Origin of the sequence: Muricoprocola aceti, from assembly GCF_025567005.1 — a bacterium.
GTDB lineage: Bacteria > Bacillota > Clostridia > Lachnospirales > Lachnospiraceae > Marvinbryantia > Marvinbryantia aceti.
The window spans coordinates 58,922-78,785 of record NZ_JAOQKE010000014.1; the positions used below are offsets into that span (position 1 = coordinate 58,922).

18 protein-coding genes are annotated in these 19,864 nt (G+C 43.7%); 1 reads left to right on the plus strand and 17 read right to left on the minus strand.

Annotated elements, in window-relative coordinates; translation table 11 throughout:
• Positions 1–242: 242 nt before the first annotated feature.
• From OCV47_RS11005 to argC, 15 genes are all read right to left on the minus strand, one after another.
• Positions 243–1,910: a nucleoside kinase gene (locus tag OCV47_RS11005; RefSeq protein WP_256300801.1), complete on the minus strand. Its 1,668-nt coding sequence runs from the start codon at positions 1,908–1,910 to the stop codon at positions 243–245.
• Positions 1,911–1,934: 24 nt separating this feature from the next.
• Complete coding sequence (locus OCV47_RS11010) at positions 1,935–2,723, minus strand: Nif3-like dinuclear metal center hexameric protein (protein ID WP_117449646.1); 789 nt, start codon at positions 2,721–2,723, stop codon at positions 1,935–1,937.
• On the minus strand, positions 2,720–3,412 hold the full coding sequence (locus tag OCV47_RS11015) for a tRNA (adenine(22)-N(1))-methyltransferase (RefSeq protein ID WP_262655119.1): 693 nt from the start codon (positions 3,410–3,412) through the stop codon (positions 2,720–2,722). The genes OCV47_RS11010 and OCV47_RS11015 overlap by 4 nt, the downstream gene beginning before the upstream one ends.
• Before the next feature lie 22 nt (positions 3,413–3,434).
• Positions 3,435–5,207 (minus strand): DNA primase, encoded by a 1,773-nt coding sequence (gene dnaG / locus OCV47_RS11020; protein WP_262655120.1) that lies wholly within the window; start codon positions 5,205–5,207, stop codon positions 3,435–3,437.
• A gap of 67 nt (positions 5,208–5,274) precedes the next feature.
• A complete protein-coding gene (locus OCV47_RS11025; protein WP_262655121.1) occupies positions 5,275–6,309 on the minus strand; it encodes a deoxyguanosinetriphosphate triphosphohydrolase in 1,035 nt (344 codons plus the stop codon).
• Between the two features lie 33 nt (positions 6,310–6,342).
• Positions 6,343–8,601 carry a DNA internalization-related competence protein ComEC/Rec2 gene (locus OCV47_RS11030; RefSeq protein WP_317244328.1) on the minus strand — a complete coding sequence of 753 codons (2,259 nt, stop codon included), beginning with the start codon at positions 8,599–8,601 and terminating at the stop codon, positions 6,343–6,345.
• Complete coding sequence (locus tag OCV47_RS11035) at positions 8,561–9,544, minus strand: GerMN domain-containing protein (protein ID WP_262655122.1); 984 nt, start codon at positions 9,542–9,544, stop codon at positions 8,561–8,563. Before OCV47_RS11035 ends, OCV47_RS11030 begins: the two co-directional genes overlap by 41 nt.
• 14 nt (positions 9,545–9,558) lie before the next feature.
• Positions 9,559–11,007, minus strand: a complete 1,449-nt coding sequence (locus tag OCV47_RS11040) for a sensor histidine kinase (RefSeq protein WP_262655123.1) — start codon at positions 11,005–11,007, stop codon at positions 9,559–9,561.
• 71 nt (positions 11,008–11,078) lie between these two features.
• Positions 11,079–11,768: a response regulator transcription factor gene (locus OCV47_RS11045; protein ID WP_256300787.1), complete on the minus strand. Its 690-nt coding sequence runs from the start codon at positions 11,766–11,768 to the stop codon at positions 11,079–11,081.
• Between the two features lie 11 nt (positions 11,769–11,779).
• Complete coding sequence (locus OCV47_RS11050; RefSeq protein WP_117449640.1) at positions 11,780–12,469, minus strand: helix-hairpin-helix domain-containing protein; 690 nt, start codon at positions 12,467–12,469, stop codon at positions 11,780–11,782.
• 126 nt (positions 12,470–12,595) lie between these two features.
• Positions 12,596–13,024, minus strand: a complete 429-nt coding sequence (locus tag OCV47_RS11055; RefSeq protein ID WP_262655124.1) for a DMT family transporter — start codon at positions 13,022–13,024, stop codon at positions 12,596–12,598.
• Between the two features lie 81 nt (positions 13,025–13,105).
• A complete protein-coding gene (locus OCV47_RS11060; RefSeq protein ID WP_262655125.1) occupies positions 13,106–14,305 on the minus strand; it encodes an aspartate aminotransferase family protein in 1,200 nt (399 codons plus the stop codon).
• Between the two features lie 17 nt (positions 14,306–14,322).
• The gene (gene argB, locus OCV47_RS11065) at positions 14,323–15,204 is read right to left on the minus strand and encodes an acetylglutamate kinase (protein WP_256300968.1); all 882 of its coding nucleotides are present in this window, start codon (positions 15,202–15,204) and stop codon (positions 14,323–14,325) included.
• A gap of 33 nt (positions 15,205–15,237) precedes the next feature.
• Positions 15,238–15,696 carry a GNAT family N-acetyltransferase gene (locus tag OCV47_RS11070; RefSeq protein WP_256300966.1) on the minus strand — a complete coding sequence of 153 codons (459 nt, stop codon included), beginning with the start codon at positions 15,694–15,696 and terminating at the stop codon, positions 15,238–15,240.
• A gap of 15 nt (positions 15,697–15,711) precedes the next feature.
• Positions 15,712–16,752, minus strand: coding sequence for an N-acetyl-gamma-glutamyl-phosphate reductase (argC, locus tag OCV47_RS11075; RefSeq protein ID WP_262655133.1), 1,041 nt, complete (start codon positions 16,750–16,752; stop codon positions 15,712–15,714).
• A 332-nt stretch (positions 16,753–17,084) separates the two neighbouring features.
• On the opposite strand from argC, the gene OCV47_RS11080 reads away from it, so the two are divergent.
• Entirely contained in the window at positions 17,085–18,311 is a 1,227-nt protein-coding gene (locus OCV47_RS11080; RefSeq protein ID WP_262655126.1) for an argininosuccinate synthase, read from the plus strand.
• A gap of 261 nt (positions 18,312–18,572) precedes the next feature.
• Here the strand turns inward: OCV47_RS11080 and OCV47_RS11085 are convergent, their stop codons facing one another.
• Complete coding sequence (locus OCV47_RS11085) at positions 18,573–19,205, minus strand: endonuclease III domain-containing protein (protein ID WP_262655127.1); 633 nt, start codon at positions 19,203–19,205, stop codon at positions 18,573–18,575.
• Positions 19,206–19,216: 11 nt separating this feature from the next.
• Positions 19,217–19,474, minus strand: a complete 258-nt coding sequence (locus OCV47_RS11090) for an HPr family phosphocarrier protein (RefSeq protein WP_256300958.1) — start codon at positions 19,472–19,474, stop codon at positions 19,217–19,219.
• Positions 19,475–19,864 lie beyond the last annotated feature (390 nt).

The following is a 19,864-nucleotide window of genomic DNA, read 5'->3' on the forward strand; positions in this document are numbered from 1 at the left end:
TACCAGCCAGGCGGTAGTCTCTTACACTGCCCTTCCACCCTTACCTCAAAAGAGGCGGTACATTTCTGTTGCACTATCCTTGGAGTCGCCTCCACCGGACGTTATCCGGCATCCTGCCCTGTGAAGCCCGGACTTTCCTCGTCTGGCACCTTTCGGCCTGCCAGCCGCGATCATTTACCTTACTCACAAGATGATACTATAACTGATCCTCGCATTTTTGTCAAATAATATTTGATGAAACGCTATACCTGATAACAGCTTCCGCCCACAAATTCTCTTAAAAGTGAATTTAACGGGATATTCTCACTCGGAATGCTCACAAAATAATCCAGAAACTTCAGAAGTCGCTTTGCTTCCTGATATTCCGGTTCTTCTCTCCTGATCCCCAGCAAAAGTGGCTGCGCATACACTTTCAGGACAGCCAGTTCATAGATCAGGGCGGAGTTAAACATTACATCTGCTTCTTCCTGATATGGGAAAATATGCGCTTCTTCTCCTCTTCTGACAGACGGCCACATAGCTATCGTATCCCTGGCCAGCGTTCCTCTTGTTCTTGCATCCCTGACGATTCTTCGCAGCAGCCTGCCATCTGTAGTCGGAATCCGGTTATGTTCATCGATGTTTAACTGGGTCAGCGCACTGATATAGATCTTAAATTTACTTTCCTTCGGAAGTGAATGAGACAGCCTGTCATCCAATCCATGGATCCCTTCTATTACCAGTACATCATCCGGTCCCAGTTGAAGAACATTACCTTTATATTCTTTTTTTCCGGTCTTAAAGTTAAATATCGGCATATCCACTGCCTTTCCGGCGAGCAGATCCGTCATATTCCGGTTAAACAAATCGATATCAATTGCTTCCAGACATTCATAATCTGGATTTCCATCTTCATCTCTCGGTGTATCTTCCCGTTCCACAAAATAATTATCCATCGGAATCGGGTGCGGTTTCATGCCATTCGCTGCCAGCTGTGTGGATAGCCGGTGGGAAAATGTAGTCTTTCCCGAGGAAGAAGGGCCTGCAATCATAATCAGCTTCTTTTCCGGCTGCGCTGTGATCATCGAAGCAATTTCGCTGATCTTCTTCTCCTGCAGAGCTTCCTGTACCAGCATCAGGTCATGCACACTTTCTGACACAATCCGTTCATTTAGGTCTCCTACCGTACGAATCTTCATCATCTCTCCCCATTTCAGAGATTCTTTCTGTACCTGGAACAGCTTGGCATCCGCCCGAAACTCCGGCACTTTATCCGGTTCTGATCTCTTTGGCATCTGAAGCACGAATCCTTCATCAAAAGGTATCAGAGTAAACTGATCCAGATAACTGGTATCCGGTACCATATAGCCATAAAAGTAATCCTTAAATCCTGCCAGATCGTAAATATTCACCTTAGAGGCAATCCGGTAATGGAACAGTTTTTCCTTATCTTCCATGCCAAGTCTGCGAAACAGCTCTATGGCTTCATCTGTGGAAATGGATGTCTTGGTAATCGGCAGCTTCTTTTCCACCATCTCCCGCATCGTCTGCTCCACCTGTTTCAAAAATGTGAGTTCTGTTTTTTTCTCGCCGGAAATGGTCACATAGAATCCACTTCCTACGGAATAATGAACGCCCACACGATCCACCAGTTCAAACCCTCCTACCGTATAAACAGCTTTCAGCATCAGTAAAATCATGCTTCTACGATAGGTCATAAATCCATTTTTATCTTTCAACGTCAGCAGACAAATCTCTTCCCCATCTTTCATTTTCTTAGTAAGCTCTTTTAATCTGCCATTTACCGATGCCAGCACAATTCTGCTGTCTGCATATTTCTGAAACTCCTGTGCAGCATCCAGATAGCGGGTACCTTCCCGGTATGTCTTTTCTTTTCCGTCAATTTTTACCTGTAACATTTTTTCCTGCATCTTAAGTCTCTCCTTTTTTCAGTTCTACATCACTTGAAATGGATTGCCACACTCTGTCTTTTTTATCTCCAGATTTGGAAACTGCGATTTCAGGTACTGTTCCATGCGGCTGATGAAGATATGCTCCAGTCCATAGTGTCCTGCATCAATCACAGCGATCCCCCGATCCACCGCATCAATTCCATCATGATGTCCGATATCGCCGGTGATCATCACCTGCGCCTTCTTTCTGATGGCAGTTCCAATCATACTTTTTCCGGATCCAGGGCAGATCGCCACCCGTTCGATCACCTGATCCATATCACCAAATATTTTTACCGTATCCAGCCCAAAAATACGTTTCACAATCTGCGCGCACTCTTCCACAGTCACCGGACGTACCAGAGCTCCCACCCGGCCGATTCCCTCCGGCATACCATTTTTTTCATTTATTCCTGTTATCTCCAATATTTCCGGATGCTGAAGTTTCATCATCTCACCTGCTGCTTCTCCCATTTCCACCACATCATAATTGGTATGCATGGCATAGTGACAGATATCGTTTCGAATCAATGTAAAAATTTTATGTCCGGTCAAAGATTCTGCCTGTACCTGACGGATTCCATCCAATGTCAGTGGATGATGCGTCAGCAGCATATCAGCCTTCCATTCTGCTGCTTCTTTTATTACTGCATCTGTCGCATCCAGTGCCAGAAATACTTTTCGTACTGCTTTATTTTTCCGTCCCACCTGCAATCCACTGTTATCCCAGCTTTCTGCTTTTTCCAGTGGATACCGTTCTTCCAGTTTCTGTGTCAGTTCTTTCATGGTCATCTCATCTGCTCCTTTGCCAGACGGATTTTCTCTTTCTTTTCCTGTACTTCCGCCCGTCTTCTTTCAATATGTTCTCCACTTTTCCCTTCCAGAGAACTCAGGATTTCCCCGCAAAGCTTTTCCTCTTTCTTCAGGAACTCCAGTAATACAGGATTCCTTGCTGCAATCAGATATTTTCCAAATGCATATTCCTGTTCTTCCCAGTTCTCCTGTGTTCCATGTTCCACCCGCATCATCGGATAATACTTTCCTTCATCCAGTACCATATTCTCTGCCGTGATCCGATAACCATGTCCTGCCAGGAACTTTCTTACCTGCTCCAGTTCCGATTGAGGCTGAAGTACCAGCGTCTGCACTGTTTTCAGATTTTTTTCGCCTGCCTCCAGAATACGTATGGTCAGGAGACCTCCCATTCCGGCAATGATCACGCCATCTGCCTCGCCACTCTTTAGTGCTGCCGCTCCATCCGACAGTCTGGTTACAATCTTATCTTCCATCCTATAGGCCTGGATATTCTTTTGTGCCCGCTCCAGTGGTCCTTTATTTACGTCCATGGCAATCGCTCTTTCCGCCAGATGCTGCTCCACCATATAGATTGGAATATATCCGTGATCGGTTCCGATGTCTGCAATACACTGGCAGGTTCCGGCCAGCCTCACCACTGCTTCTAATCTTTTTGATAACTGCATAGTTTCTCCATCTTCCGTGGAATTACTGTTCCCCAAAATCCACTCTTATTTTCTGTATCTGTGTCAGTTTTTTCCGGTCAGCAATAATCTGCTGAAGTCCTTTCATATCAGTCGGATCCAGATTCGCTGTGCGCTGCTCCAGACTGTATGTCAGAATCTTGCCCAGTGTCTCTTTAAATGCCTTCTCCCTGTCTGCATTTGTCTCCACCTGAATGGTCGTATTAAACAGGGATGCCGCTTCTCTCTGCTCCTCCGGTTCTGTAAAATGATTGATAATCTTTGCCGGATTACGCTCTCCGGATTCATACTGTTCAAACAAAAGACCTGCCACAGTTTCATAGAGTTCTGTGGAAAAATCTTCTTTTTTGAGATATTGTCTGACCAAAAGATACAGAGATGGGTACTCAATCAGCCAGGTCAGCATCAGTTTCTGGGACTTTACCACGCCTTCATCCTTCTCTGGTCTGGCGCTTTTGATCTTCACCGTAGTCTTCGGAATCGATACATTCTTCATAGCCATTCGATTCACCAGCTTACGTAAAGCGTCAAATCCCACACCATATCTGGATGCTACTGCCTCAATATAATTCTCCCGTTCCAGCTCCTGATCAAAGGTCATCAATTTTTTTGCGGTTTCTTCGTAAAAGGCTGTTTTACTCTGAGGATCCTGCATATCATAATTTCTCTGTAATACATCAATTTCGAATAAAAAACTGTTCTGAGCCTGGTCAATCCGCTTCTGAAACTCTTCGGCTCCCAGTGCTTTAATAAATTCATCTGGATCCTTATATGGCAGCATAGACAGTACCCTGGTTGCTACCCCTGCTTCTTTTAACAGCGGAATCGCACGCAGAGCTGCTTTGACTCCTGCCTCATCACTGTCATAGGTCAGTATTACTTCATCCGTATACCGCTTCAGCAGACTGGCATGCTGGGAAGTCAGCGCCGTTCCCAGCGAAGCTACTGCATTGGTAAATCCGGCCTGATGCATGGAAATCACATCCATATAGCCTTCACATACCAGCATATACTTTTTTCTGGATGTCCGGGCGATATGCAGTCCATACAGATTCCGGCTCTTATCGAATACCCTTGTCTCCGGTGAATTCAGGTACTTCGGCTTTCCATCTCCCATCACACGGCCGCCAAATCCAATCACTCTTCCATTAACATCCATAATCGGGAATATCACACGATTCCAGAACTTATCATACATTCCCCTTTTTTCATCCACATTCATCAGTCCCGACTGCGCCAGCAATTCATCGCTGATTCCCTTACTCTTCAGATATTTGTAAAGGTCATTTCCATACTTATTGGAATAACCAAGTCCAAACTTGTGAATGGTCTCATCACTTAGTTTTCTGCCCTTCAGGTATTCCATGGCATGGGCGCCATTCTCTGTTCTCAGCTGATAATAATAATACTTTGCAGCCATTTTATTGAGCTCCAGGATCCTGCTTCTCAGATCCTGCTGCCTCTTCATCTCTTCGTTCATCTCCTGCTGTGGAAGTTCTACACCAACCCGGTCTGCCAGATACTTCAATGCTTCCGGAAAGGAATAATTCTCATATTCCATAATAAAGGTCAGCACATTTCCTCCTGCTCCGCATCCGAAACAATAATACATCTGCTTGGACGGTGAAACTGAAAAGGAAGGTGATTTTTCATTATGAAACGGGCAGAGTCCAAAATATGAACTTCCCTTTTTCTGTAGTTTAACATAACTGGAAATCACATCCACAATATCATTTTTCATCCTGACTTCTTCGATCAGATTTTCTGAATAAAACATAAACACTCCTTAAAACGTTCCCGTTCACTTTGCTCACAGCAACACGCTTCGCGGAACATAAGTAATCTTAAAACTGCCATAGTTTCGGTATAAATAGTTCTGTATATTTTGCCATGGCATATTGATCTGTCATACCGGAAATATAATCGCATACTACCCGTTCTACGCCTTCCCCCCGGTGATAAATCATAACCAGATATTCCTCTGGCAGGCTTTCCAGATGCTCTGTATAATACTCATACAATGCGCGTATCATATGTTCCGCTTTTCCTTCTTCCGCCTTTGCCACACTTCCGGTATAGACGTTACGAAACATAAAGGCCCGCAGGTTCTGCATTGCCCATTCAATATCTGCCGTAGGTAATATCTCCGGCTTTCCCTGACTGTTTTCCACAATATCATGAATCATAGTATTCAACCGTTCCTTTGTGGTACTCCCAAGAATTCTTCGATAAGGTGTCGGAATATCAGATTCTTTTAAAATACCGGCACGCTCCGCATCATCAATATCATGATTGATATAGGCGATCTTATCTGCCAGCTGGACACATCTGCCCTCCAGCGTAGCCGGATGCCCACTGGTGCGGTGGTTCCGTATGCCATCCCGCACCTCCCAGGTAAGATTCAGTCCCTGTCCTTTTTTTTCCAGGACTTCCACCACACGGACGCTCTGCTCACAATGAATGAATCCATCCGGACATAGTCGATTCAATACATGTTCTCCAGAATGACCAAATGGTGTATGCCCCAGATCATGTCCCAGGGCGATTGCTTCCGTCAGATTCTCATTCAATGACAACGCACAGCTGATGGTTCTGGCAATCTGTGAAACCTCCAGGGTATGAGTCAGCCGATCCCGGTAATGGTCTCCCTGTGGACACAGAAATACCTGTGTCTTATGCTTCAGCCGACGAAAAGCCTTGCAGTGCAATATCCGATCCCGGTCTCTCTGATATGCTGTCCTGATATCACAAGGTTCTTCCTTAAGGTCTCTGCCTCTTGATTCCACACTTAAAGCTGCATAAGGGCTGAGCAGATCCTTCTCTCTTGCTTCTGCCTTTTCCCGAATCGTTTCCGTTAATGCAGTTCTGTCAGCTTCCATCCTGCTCCCTGCCTTTCTCCTGACTATCTGTCATTACTTTTTTACTTTAAAACGAATCATCCCATCCTGGTCTGTCCGCAGGATCTTATATCCTGCTCTCTTTAATCTGTCCAGGAGCTCCGAATGCGGATGTCCATAGGAATTTCCCGCTCCGCAGGATATCACAGCACTGGCTCCTCCTGCTTTTTCTAAAAAATCCTCACTGCTGCTGTTTCTGGATCCGTGGTGTGCCACCTTCAGTACATCCACGTTTTCTTCCAGTGCCTCTGCAACCTGCTGTTCTCCGCTTCCTTCCAGATCTCCAGTCAGCAGTGCTGAAAAATCCTGGAAAGAAACCAAAAGAGTCATGGATCCTGCATTCGGACTTTCATAATGCTTCTGTACAACAGGATTTAATACCCGAATGTACATTCCATCCTGCTCCAGCTCTGTTCCTTTTGCACACTGATATACTGGTATCTGGCAATGCGCAGCCAGTTCCAGCATATGTCTTTTCTCTTTTTCATCCTCCAGCGTAAGATCTGGTATCAGAATCTGCTTGACTGTGATGCCATTTACATTTTTACCAGCAGGTCCCCGCTCATAGTTTTCCAGGATCTCCATCAGTCCACTGATATGGTCCTGATCAAAATGAGATATCATCCAGCATTCCACCTGCCTGACTCCCTGATACTTCAGATATGGCTCCAGACAATACTGTGCCAGACGATCTCTGGTACTGCTTCCTCCATCCATCATCCAGATATTACCTTTTTCTGTCTGAATGCAGATTCCATCTCCCTGCCCCACATTCAGAAACGTCATCGTCCAGTCCCATGATCCCCGGTAACCTAAAATACCTACTCCTAGTATAATTCCAAATGCAGTCTTTATCAAATCTATTTTTTCGATTTTTATCAAAAATTCGAACAACAGTACGAGAATCAGATAATAAATGCCAATCTTCCAGAGCGCAGGATGACCGGTTACCCACTGTGCCCCGGGGATTCTGCCGCATTGTCTGCACAACGCAAATGTAATTTGCAAAAGATAATGTACCGGTGCCAGCAGAAAGGTTCCCGCTGCGGCGCTGAAGATTCCTGTCAATAATCCCAATATTCCCATCAATACAATGACAGACATGGATGGAATCACCAGAAGGTTCAGTAAAATTCCATAGATGGGAAGCTGATAATAAAACCAGGCCACAATCGGTGCTGTCATCAACCAGGAGACTACACTGACTTTCAGTGCTTCCAAAGACGGACGTGTTTCCGGCAGTGCACTCGCCGCAGCCACCCCTGCCACTGCACTGTAAGATAACAGGAATCCACTCTGTGTTAACAGCTCTGGCTGAAAAAACAACATGCTCACTCCAGATACCGTCATGGCTATTGGAATATCATAGGTTCTTCCCAGTACCTGAGCTCCAAGAAACAGGAAAAACATCATCACAGCTCTGATTGCTGATACCGGGAATCCGGTCAGCATCCCGTAAAACCAGATCAGAATACCTGAAATGAAAGCTGCACTTCCAAAACCCAATCTTCTTTTTCTCAGGAAATGAAACAAAGACATACCAATCATGGAAATATGTAACCCTGAAATCGCCAGCACATGAATGATACCATTCTTCTGATATAAACTGCGTATTTCCGGGTCCAGATTGCTTTTTTCTCCCAGCAGCACTGCTTCCATGACCCCCGCTTCTTCTTTTTCCATCAGTTTCTCCAGAACCATTTTGGCATGTTCTCTTAGCATGCGACAGGTTTCTTTTATAATGTCCACAGTTCCATTATTTTTTAAGATGATACCTTTTTTGAGACAAAACGAGATCTTTTGCAGAGTATAATACTGTTCTGCATCAAATTCTCCTTCATTTTGCGCCCCTGTAAAATACTGGCAATAGCCAGACACACAAATCCGATTCCCGATCTGCACCGTTTCCTGATGCTGCATCTGTATTTTTATTTCGGATATTGTATCAGCTGAATTCGCTGACATTGAATTTGTGAAATGATCCTCATCTGTATCACTCACATCATTTGTAGAAATAGAAATGTTTTTTAGAATAATTGTCTGATTTTTCTCTTTGGTATGTATCTGATCTACTGTGCCTGTCACTTCCAGCCGTGTTCCCTCCTGCCATGGCCAGGGAGCCCTTTCGGGCTCTCGCTGCTCCCAGATAGCAGTCACTAGAAACCACAGCAAAATCGGAAGACAGAGCACACACAATTTGCGTTTTTTCAAAATACACCCTTTCTTTTGGCTGTTACAAACCGATCTGTGGCTCTCCCAGCTCCTGACTTTCACTTTCTGCCGCCTCAGTCACCTGTTCCTGTATCTCCTGAATCTCTATGATATCACTGTTTCGATGAAATGGTCCGGCCAGACTCAGGCTGTCTCCGTAGACAACATCTGACGATCCTTCTACCTGGAACTGCACTTTATCTACTCCAAGGTTATCGCACAGACTGTCTACCATGGCATAAATCACTACTTCTGGTGTTGTTGTTCCAGCCACTGTATCCAGAAATGCCTGATTCAGATTCAGTGTACAGGTCTTCTCACTGACTTTTACATCCAGAACCCGCACCTCCTCTGAAAGGACACCACTAAGCTTGCTGTTCATCGGTCCTGCTGCCAGCTGTTCCAGAATAACTTTTTCCAAAGTCGTATTCGTAGAATAGTGTACATTCCTCATTTCTTTCACAATCTTGTCTCCTGAAAGACTGGAAAAATACAGAACCAGTGAAGCATACTGGTAAGAATTGATGCCAACCGGATTGTTGATAAAGTTGCTGCGTGTCATTGCTCCTATCGGTTCCCCGTTATGGTCTCTCAGCACATCTTCTCCCACATGGAATACCACAGTCTTCACATCCGCAAACTGAGTAACTCCTTCTACTAGGCCTGCCCTCAGCAATACCTCCTGCACCTTATTCATCTTGTTATACTCACTGTCAAACGTGATCGTCAGCTGGCCGCCGGTCAGATCCAGTGCCTGAATGTCCAGCCCTTCCGGTACCAGACTGTTCTGACCACTTCCAGCCACACTCTCTTTCATCTTTTTCCACATCTCCTGAATGCAGTCCAGTGTGTCCTCCCCTTTTAACGGATAGTCTGCAGAAATCAGTGTATTTCCTTCCTCATTCACATAAAATACCTGATATCCGGATGTATCTGCCTTTTTCTGTCCACATCCTGTCAGCAAAATCAACACTGCTACTGCAATCCATAATGTCGTTTTCTTCATATTCTCTTTCCTGCCTACTCCGAATAAGTTAACGGTACGCGTACCGTAAAGGTGGTTCCTTCCCCTTCTTCACTGTATACTTTAATAATGCCATGATGCATCAGAATACCACTTCTGGCAATAGCAAGACCCAGCCCGGTGCCTCCGATTTCTCTGGAGTGTGACTTATCCACTCGATAAAATCGTTCAAAAATGTGTTCCTGATCTTCCTTGGGAATTCCGATTCCGTTATCCTCTACTTTCACATAAAAATACTTGTGATCAGTATTAATCGAGATTCGTACCCAGCCACCTTCTTTATTATATTTTACCGCATTCTCCATCAGATTGGAAAGAGCCAGTGTCAGCTTGGTCTCATCCACTTCTGCAATGACTGGCTTATAACTGTCCAGGGTCAGTTCAATATTCCGTTTCTGGGCAATCGGACGAAGCCGTTTCATGATCAGTTCAATCAACTCATTGATATTGGTGGACTGAATATTCACATCGGACGCCTTCTTGTCCATCTTCACCAGAGACAGCAGATCATTGATAATCTTATTCTCCCGCTCAATCTCTTCCGCAATATCCCCCATAAATTCACGATATAATTCCGCCGGTACATCCTCCTGCATCAGCAGAGAATCTGCCAGTACTTTCATCGAAGTAATCGGGGTCTTCAATTCATGAGAGACATTCGACACAAATTCCTGCCTGGAATCATCTAATGTCTTCATTCTTGCCAGCATCTGGTTATAGGCTTCTGACATCTCTCTGGTCTCTGTATAATCCAGGATCATCAGATCACCATCCAGAAAACCACCGCTTACTTTTTCCAGAGACTTTGTCACTCTGGCAAACGGTCGAACCAAATATCCCGACATATAAAATGCAGTAATCAACACGATGATGATCAGCCCCATCTGCAGCATAAATACTTTTCTGCTAAGCTCTTCTCTGTTTTCTACAATATCGGCAGTCTCGGAACTGATGATCAACGCTCCCACCACCTGCTTATTCACCGACTCCCGAATTGGAATCGCCAGTTCAATAAACTTATAATCTTCATCGTGAGTCAGGCTGCTTTCGTTCTGAAAACATAGTACTACCTCTTTGGATACCAGTGTTTTTCCAAGATCAAGATTGAAGGTATCTTTTATTACCTGGAATTCATCATCCACAACTACCATACGGCCATTATACAACGTTGCAAGCTGTTCCATCTCTGTTTCATACCCGTCCAATTGGAGATTGTCACCCTGCAGAGCATCTCCAATTCGGTCAGCAAAGTTTTCACACTGATTCTGCAGCATATTTCCCCTCTGAATCAGTGACTGTTCCTGATAGTTTTTCAGGATACTCATCTTCATAAGCAAAATCGGCACGATTCCTACCACACAAAGAATAATAAAAATCCGGAACTGCAGGCTTTTCAGATAACGCTTCAGTCCGATTCGTTCGATTAATTTCTGTAACTTTTTCATCCGTCTCCCCCGTTATATTCTGGCATAACATGTAGAATCGAAAAGGGCTGATCACTCAGCCCCTTTTTGCCTCAGTGCTGGAAATAGTATCCCACACCCCATTTTGTATGTACATATTTTGGTTCGCTTGGATTGGCTTCAATCTTCTCCCGAAGTCTGCGAATATGCACATCTACGGTTCTCACATCTCCCGGGTACTCATATCCCCAGACGATATCCAGCAGATTCTCTCTGCTGTATACTTTATTCGGATTAAATACCAGAAGCTCCAGTACATCAAATTCCTTCGCTGTCAGGTTGATCTCTTTTCCTGCAATGCTCACTCTTCGTCCTTCACAATCCAGCATCAGATCTCCAACCTCAATGGTCTTGCTCTTCGTCTCTGCTGCAGCGGCCTTTCCGGTTCTTCTCATGATGGCTTTGATTCGTGCCTTTACTTCCAGAATATTGAATGGTTTGGTAATATAATCATCCGCTCCGTACTCCAGTCCCATGATCTTATCCATGTCATCTCCCTTAGCAGTCAGCATCACAACCGGAACATTGGAAAACTCGCGAATCTGCTGGCAGACAGACAAGCCATCTACCTTCGGAAGCATCAGATCCAGCAACACCACATCATATTCTCTGGCATGTACCATATTCAATGCTTCTTCTCCGTCATATGCACAGTCTACTTCCATTCCGTCCTGTTCCAGGCTGAAACGGATTCCTTTTACAATATTCTTCTCATCATCGACCACTAATACCTTTTTTGCCATCTGACTTCTCCTCACTCCACTACAATTTGATCTTTTATTTTCTGGAATGTCGATTCTTTGATTCCACTGACATTCATAATCTCTTCAATCGTCAGAAATCTTCCATGCTCCGTCCGGTATGCGATGATATCCGCTGCTCTGGCTTCTCCAATGCCTGTCAGCTGTGTCAGCTGCGCAATATCTGCACTGTTGATATTAATCTTTGCCGATACCGGGGCTGTCTGCTCCGATTCAGCTGTACTTTCCCATATCTGCTGCGGCAGCGAGGCAGCTTCCTCTTTCGTATAGATACGAATCTTCATCCCATCTGTCACTTTTTCTGCCTGATTCACACTGGTCAGATCTGCGTCTTCCCGCAGCCCGCCCGCCTGTTTAATCAGCTGAAAAATACGTGCACCTTCCTCGAGCTTATAAACTCCCGGTTCCTGCACAGCTCCACAAATATCTGCGTAGAGTACCATGCTCTGTTCGGTCTGTACTTCTTCTGTCCTGTCGAAAGAAACGGAATCCACACCGGACTCTGCTTCCGTACACATCTCCGTAATATTTTCCACTGACAGCACCTGCTCATCCACTGCAGCAGACTCTGCCTCCCGGTTCTTCCATACAATCTCTTTTCCGACTGTATCACACCCAGTGAAGCAAAGAGACAGTATCAGCAAAATACTGATGATTCCTGACTTTTTTTTCTGATTCTTCATATGTATGCTCCTCTGATTCTGATACAGCGGAGCTTCCCTGAACAAGATTGCAGAATTATGCAATCATTGATATTCTATCGGACTTTTCCATAAATTACAATAGTATTTTTATTTTTTGTAACAAAATTATAATTCAAATGTAATAACTCCAGCCACGGCAATCAGAAGTCCCAAAAGCTTTCGCATGGAAAATTCCTGTTTTTCCACACCAAAGACCCCCAGCAGTTCAATCATCCACGCCACCGCCAGCTGTGCAATGACAATCAGCATTGCGGCTTTGGCCGGTCCCAGAGCGTTCATACTGCGAATAACAGTAGCGGTAATCAATGCTCCGATCGCGCCTCCCAGAAGAACATATTTATCCTGGATCTCCCACAGGCTCCCAAAACTGGTTCTGTCATAAAGAAGCCAGGCCGCCAGGCATACCAGAAGTGCGGTAAACTGTACAAATGCTGCTGATACCCACAGACTGGTCTGTTTTGTTACATCCGTATTGAATACTCCCTGAATACTCATAAGTGCACCTGATGCCAGTGCAATCATCACTCCATACATAAAAAGAACTCCTTTTTGATTTTAGTATAATCAACAGGAGTTCTTTTTATGTGTTACCTTTTTATGTGTTACCTTTTTATTCTATTTTGTCAGTACATCAATGGTCTCAGAAAGTTTCTGTACAAATTCGTCTATATGCTGTTTTTCAATAATCAGTGGTGGCACCATACGGAGTACATCACTGCCAGCTGATATCACAATCAGTCCATGGTTCAGAGCTTCTTTTGTAATATCTCCCACCTTCACACCATTTCCGATTACCAGTCCCTGCATCAGTCCTTTTCCTCTTCTGGCTGTAATGCAGTCATATTTCTTCATAAGTTCTTCCAGTTTTTCTTCAAAGTACGGTGCAATTTCATTGACATGATCCACAATTTTTTCCGATTCAAACAGATCAAATACTTTGGATACTGCTGCACAGGCAAATGGATTGCCACCATAAGTTGTGCCATGATCTCCAGGTACCAGTGAAGCTGCTGCCGTCTTTTCGTTTAATACAAAAGCACCTACCGGGACACCACATCCAAGAGCTTTGGCCGTTGTCATTATATCCGGTGTTACGCCATACTGCTGCCAGGCATACAGAGATCCGGTTCTTCCCATACCGCATTGAATTTCATCCAGAATCAGCAGAATATCTTTTTCATCACAGATCTGGCGTACCGCCTTCAAAAATGCAGGATCGGCCGGATAAATTCCCCCTTCTCCCTGTACGGTTTCCATAATAATTGCACAGGTCTTATCCGTTATCTGAGCTTTCACACTGTCAATGTCATTAAAGTCAGCAAACTTTACTCCTCCCATCAGCGGACGAAAAGCTTCCTGATAATGAAAATTACCTGTTACAGAAAGTGCTCCCACACTGCGTCCGTGAAAAGAATGATTCATGGCAATAATCTCATGATCTGCCTGTCCATCCTTTAACCATGCATATTTTCTGGCTGCTTTAATCGCCCCTTCGATCGCCTCTGCACCACTGTTGGTAAAAAACACTTTGCTCATACCACTGGCTTTTACCAGTTTTTCTGCTGCTTCTCCCATCGGCACATTATAATACAGATTGGACGTATGCATGACTTTATCAATCTGGCTTTTCAGTGCCTCATCATATCCTGGATAATGATAACCAAGGGCATAGACTGCAATCCCTGCGGCAAAGTCCAGATATTCCTTTCCATCTGTATCCTTCAGATACACACCATTTCCAGATTCCAGAACTACAGGAAAACGATTATAGGTATGCAGCACATACTGTTCCGTCTGTTCCATATATGTATTCATCTGTTCTTCCTCTTTTCCTATTCTTCTTCATCATCTGCAATAATTGCAGTACCAATACCTTTATCGGTAAAGAATTCCAGTAACAGACAATGTTCAATTCTTCCATCCAAAATATGCACTCTGGAGACGCCTGCCTTAATCGCATCTACACAGTTCTGTAACTTTGGAAGCATTCCTCCGCCTACATTTCCGCTGGCAAGGAACTGCTCTGTCTCACTTACCGTCATTCTGGAGATCAGCGTCTCTTTCTTTAATGGATCCTCATAGACTCCTTCAATATCGGTCAGAAATGCCAGCTTGGCAGCTCCCATAGCGGATGCAATAGCACAGGCTGCATCATCTGCATTGATATTATAAGAATGGAATTCATCATCTGATCCGATCGGACAGATCACCGGCACCAGATCATTGTCCAGCAGTTCCTCCAGCAGTCTGGTATTTACTTCCTTGATCTCGCCCACAAATCCAATATCCTGTCCTTTGGACAGCTTCTTATCCACTTTCAATGTGGTGCCGTCTTTTCCGCTGATTCCTACTGCATGGATTCCTACCTTTTCCATCATGGATACCAGTCCCTTATTGATCTTGTTCAATACCATCTCTGCAATCTCCATGGTATCTTTATCTGTCACACGCAGTCCGTTGACAAAGTTTGTCTCCAGTCCCGCTTTGTTCACCCATTTTGTGATTTCCTTTCCACCGCCATGCACAATAATCGGCCGGAAGCCTACCAGCTTCAGCAATGCCACGTCACGAATCACGCTCTTCTTCAGTTCATGATCTACCATGGCACTTCCGCCATATTTTACTACAATAATCTTTCCACGAAATCTCTGTATATATGGGAGCGCCTCTATTAAGACCTCCGCTTTCTCCTGCCAGTTTTCCAGTGTTTCCATTTTCCTGATTCCTTTCTTTTCATCTCCAGTCAATTACTGATTGAATGCCGTGATATTTTCCTCATTCAGTGTAAAATCATAATAATTCAGATCTTCTCTTCTGGTCCACCCGATCTCTTTCCAGAATGCATTTCCTATATCATTCTGGGTAAATGCAATCAGACACACCTTGTTGATCTGATCTTTCTTCAATGCCTGCATGGCAAACACTACCATAGATTTTCCAATGCCCTGTTTCCGATAGTCCGGATGTACACAGACATGATACAGACATCCCCGTCTTCCATCGTGTCCACATAAAATGCTTCCTATAATCTGGCCATCCTTTTCTGCTACTACACTGCACTTTGGATTTCGCTTCAGGAACCGTTCCACTCCTTCTCTTGAATCATCGATACTGCGAATACCAAAACCGCTGATCTTCATCCAAAGGGCATGAACCTGATCAAAATCCTCTATTTTCATTGCACGAATCTTTATCTCTTCTGTCATATTACCTCTGCTTTCCTACGGGAACATTGGAACCAGATCCAGTCCCGTACTCTCATCCAGTCCAAAGACCAGATTCATATTCTGAACTGCCTGTCCTGCTGCACCTTTTACCAGATTGTCCAGTGCTCCCATGACAATCACTCTGCCGGTACGTTCATCAATTTTAAAATTCACATCTACATAATTGCTGCCTTCCACCCATTTGGTCTGAGGGCAGACATCCTTCTCCAGCACACGTACAAACTTTTCTTTTTCGTAATATTTATCATAGGCTGCTTTTACTGTCTCATAAGATACTTTTTCTTTCAAGCTGGCATAAGCCGTAACCAGAATACCTCTGTTCATCGGAACCAGATGTGGTGTAAAGTTCAGTACGATTTCCTGACCTGCCGCATAGCCCAGTTGTTCTTCAATCTCCGGTGTATGTCTGTGCGTTGCAACACCATATGCTTTCATATTCTCATTCACTTCACAGAACAGGTTATCTACTTTTGCACCACGACCAGCTCCTGAAGTACCGGATTTGGCATCAATGATAATGGTAGACGGATCAATCAAGCCTTCTTTTACCAGTGGATACAGAGATAAAATGCTGCATGTCGTATAACATCCAGGATTAGCTACCAGCCTTGCTTTTTTGATATCTTCTCTGTTGATTTCGCAAAGTCCGTAAACTGCTTCTTTGATATATTCCGGTGACTTATGCTCAATACCATACCATTTTTCGTAAATCGCCACATCTTTGATACGGAAATCTGCACTTAAATCAATCACTTTTACTTTAGATAAAATCTCTTCATTGATCACAGATGCGCAGAAACCCTGAGGTGTTGCTGTGAAAATCACATCTACCTCTTCCGCCAGCTTATCCAGATTGTCATCCTTACATATATCTTCTACAATCTGAAACATATTACGATAAATATCTGCATATCTCTGATCAATGTAGCTTCTGGAACCCAGCCATTTGATCTCTACTTCCGGATGCCCCATCAGTAATCTTACAATTTCTGCCCCCGCATAACCGGTTGCACCTATAATACCTGCTTTTATCATCACATTTTTTCCTTCCTGCTATCTGTTGCTTTCCAAATCTCCCTTTTCTTCCAAAGAATCTCTGTCAGCGTTACTGATTCTTTATCATACCTTGATTTTTTACAGATTTCAAGAGACATCTGTAATAAGTCTGTTTTATCATTGCATAATTATACATTCTAATTGCATAATATGCAAGTATAAATTTATATTTATACATTTGTTCCTATTTTCTTCTGTATAAATATGTATTATTGGCAAATTTAATATTGCAAACACTTCTTAAATGATGTATAGTAAAGTCTAGCTGAGCAAACAATAACAGGTTTGTTGCAAACAGGAGGATTAATAATATGAAAGAAAAAGTTATTCTGGCTTATTCTGGTGGTCTGGATACCACAGCCATGATTCCATGGTTAAAAGAAAATTTTGATTACGATGTTATCTGTTGCTGCGTAAATTGCGGACAGGGTAACGAACTGGACGGTCTGGATGAAAGAGCAAAATTGTCCGGAGCTGCAAAATTATACATTGAAGATGTAACCGATGAATTCTGTGATGATGTCATTGTTCCATGTGTACAGGCTGGTGCTGTATATGAACACAAGTATCTGCTTGGTACTTCCATGGCAAGACCTGTCATTGCAAAACGTCTGGTGGAAATTGCCAGAAAAGAAGGGGCTACTACTATCTGCCACGGTGCAACCGGTAAGGGTAATGACCAGATCCGTTTCGAACTGGCTATCAAGGCACTGGCTCCTGATCTGAAGGTTATTGCTCCATGGAGAATGACTGATGTTTGGACAATGCAGTCCCGTGAAGATGAGATTGAATTCTGCAAGAAACACGGCATTGACCTTCCATTTGATATGAGCCACAGCTACAGCCGTGACCGTAACTTATGGCATATCAGCCACGAAGGTCTGGAACTGGAAGATCCTTCCAATGCACCAAACTATGATCATATGCTGGTTCTTGGTGTGACTCCTGAAAAAGCTCCTGATGAAGGCGAATATGTAACTATGACATTCGAAGAGGGAGTTCCAAAGACAATTAATGGCAAAGAGATGAAAGTTTCTGATATTATTCGTGAACTGAACGCTCTTGGCGGCAAACATGGTATTGGTATCGTAGATATCGTAGAGAACCGTGTTGTTGGTATGAAGTCCCGTGGTGTTTATGAAACTCCAGGCGGAACTATCCTGATGGAAGCTCATGATCAGCTGGAAGAACTTTGCCTTGACCGTGAGACCATGGAGACTAAGAAAAAACTTGGCAGCCAGCTGGCTCAGGTAGTTTATGAAGGAAAATGGTTTACTCCACTGAGCGAAGCTCTTCAGGCTTTCGTAAAGAGTACTCAGAGGTATGTAACCGGTGAAGTCAAATTCAAGCTTTATAAAGGTAATATTATTAAAGCAGGTACAACTTCTCCATACAGCCTGTACAATGAATCTCTCGCTTCTTTCACAACTGGTGATCTGTATGACCACAACGATGCAAGCGGATTTATCACACTGTTTGGTCTTCCATTAAAGGTTCGTGCTATGAAGCTTATGGAAGTAGAAAAGAATAAAAAATAAGGAGTGGCTTTCCTGGGCACTCCCCGATACAGCGATTTCATGAAATAATCATGGAATCGCTGTTTTTTCTTTTTCCCTCATAACATTCCTCCTTCTGTCCTATAAAACAACAAAAGCGCTTTGCAATCTATGCAAAACGCCTTCATTCCCTCTATATTTTTCAGATTTTAACACGTTAATGTTCCATTGTCAAGTTCTGTCTGTTGTTCCTTTTCAGTCCAATAATAGTTACTGTTCACTCCGTGACCAGCAGCTTTAATGTCAAATTTCTTTTTTACAGATATCTGCCAGACAGCAACGGTCACAATACGGCTTTGTCCTTGCAGTACAGATTTCTCTGCCGTGGATCACCAGTCTGTGGCAGAAGTCACTGCCCTTTTCCGGTGGGATGATCTTCCATAAAGCCATCTCCACTTTCTTCGGTTCTTTGATATGATCTACCAGACCAATACGATTGCACAGTCTGATACAATGCGTATCCGTTACGATCGCAGGCTTCTGAAATACATCTCCCATGATCAGATTCGCACTTTTTCTGCCCACCCCTGGAAGCTCCAGTAACTGATCAAACTGATCTGGCACCTGATCCTGATACTTATCATGAAGCATCTTCATGCAGGCACTGATGTCTCGTGCCTTACTTTTTCCCAGTCCACATGGCTTCACAATTGCCTCTATATCTGACACATCAGCATCTGCCAGTGCTGCCACACTCGGATATTTTTCAAATAAACCTTTTACTACTACATTCACTCTTGCATCAGTACACTGGGCTGCCAGCCGAACACTGACCAGTAATTTCCATGCTTCGTTATAATCCAGTGTACATCCTGCATCTGGATATTCTTTTTCCAGTCGTTCTACAACTTCTAATGCCAGTTTTTCTGTTGTCATATCCTATATCCTTATTCCAGATTCTGGAATGCTTCTGCCATATATTCCAAATCTTCTTCTTCATTCGTGCCAGTACAACGAAGTTCCACTTCTGTTCCTTTGGCAATTGCCTTTGATACAATATTTAAAAGGCTCTTTGCATTAATCACGGTGCCTTCATATACAATCTCTACTTTTGAGGAACAATGCTCTGCTGCTTTGGACAGACGAGCTGCAGGGCGTACATGTAATCCAGATTTGTTTGTGATTTCAATTATTCTGCTTACCATATCCGTTTCTCCCAATTTTATTCATGAATACTCATATTTTAATATACCAGAGATTTCTTTCTACTTCAAGAAGCAGAATTGGGAAACTCTGACATTTCCACATTTTTATCCGTTTATAACGAAAAAAAGATCCAGCAACATCTCTGAATCTTCTCTGAATCTCTATAATAATCGTTGTACCTTCAAAACCGCATACAGTAAATACTTTTTCATCCGTGTTTCCCAGACTATACTCGCTTACTCGCGGTCACTCGGAATTCGCTTCGCTTCTTCCAGCCGCTCTTAAGCTTTTTGGTCAAGCCTTCGACCTATTAGTGACAGTCAGCTCCATACATTACTGCACTTCCACCTCTGCCCTATCTACCTCGTCGTCTTCAAGGGGTCTTATTG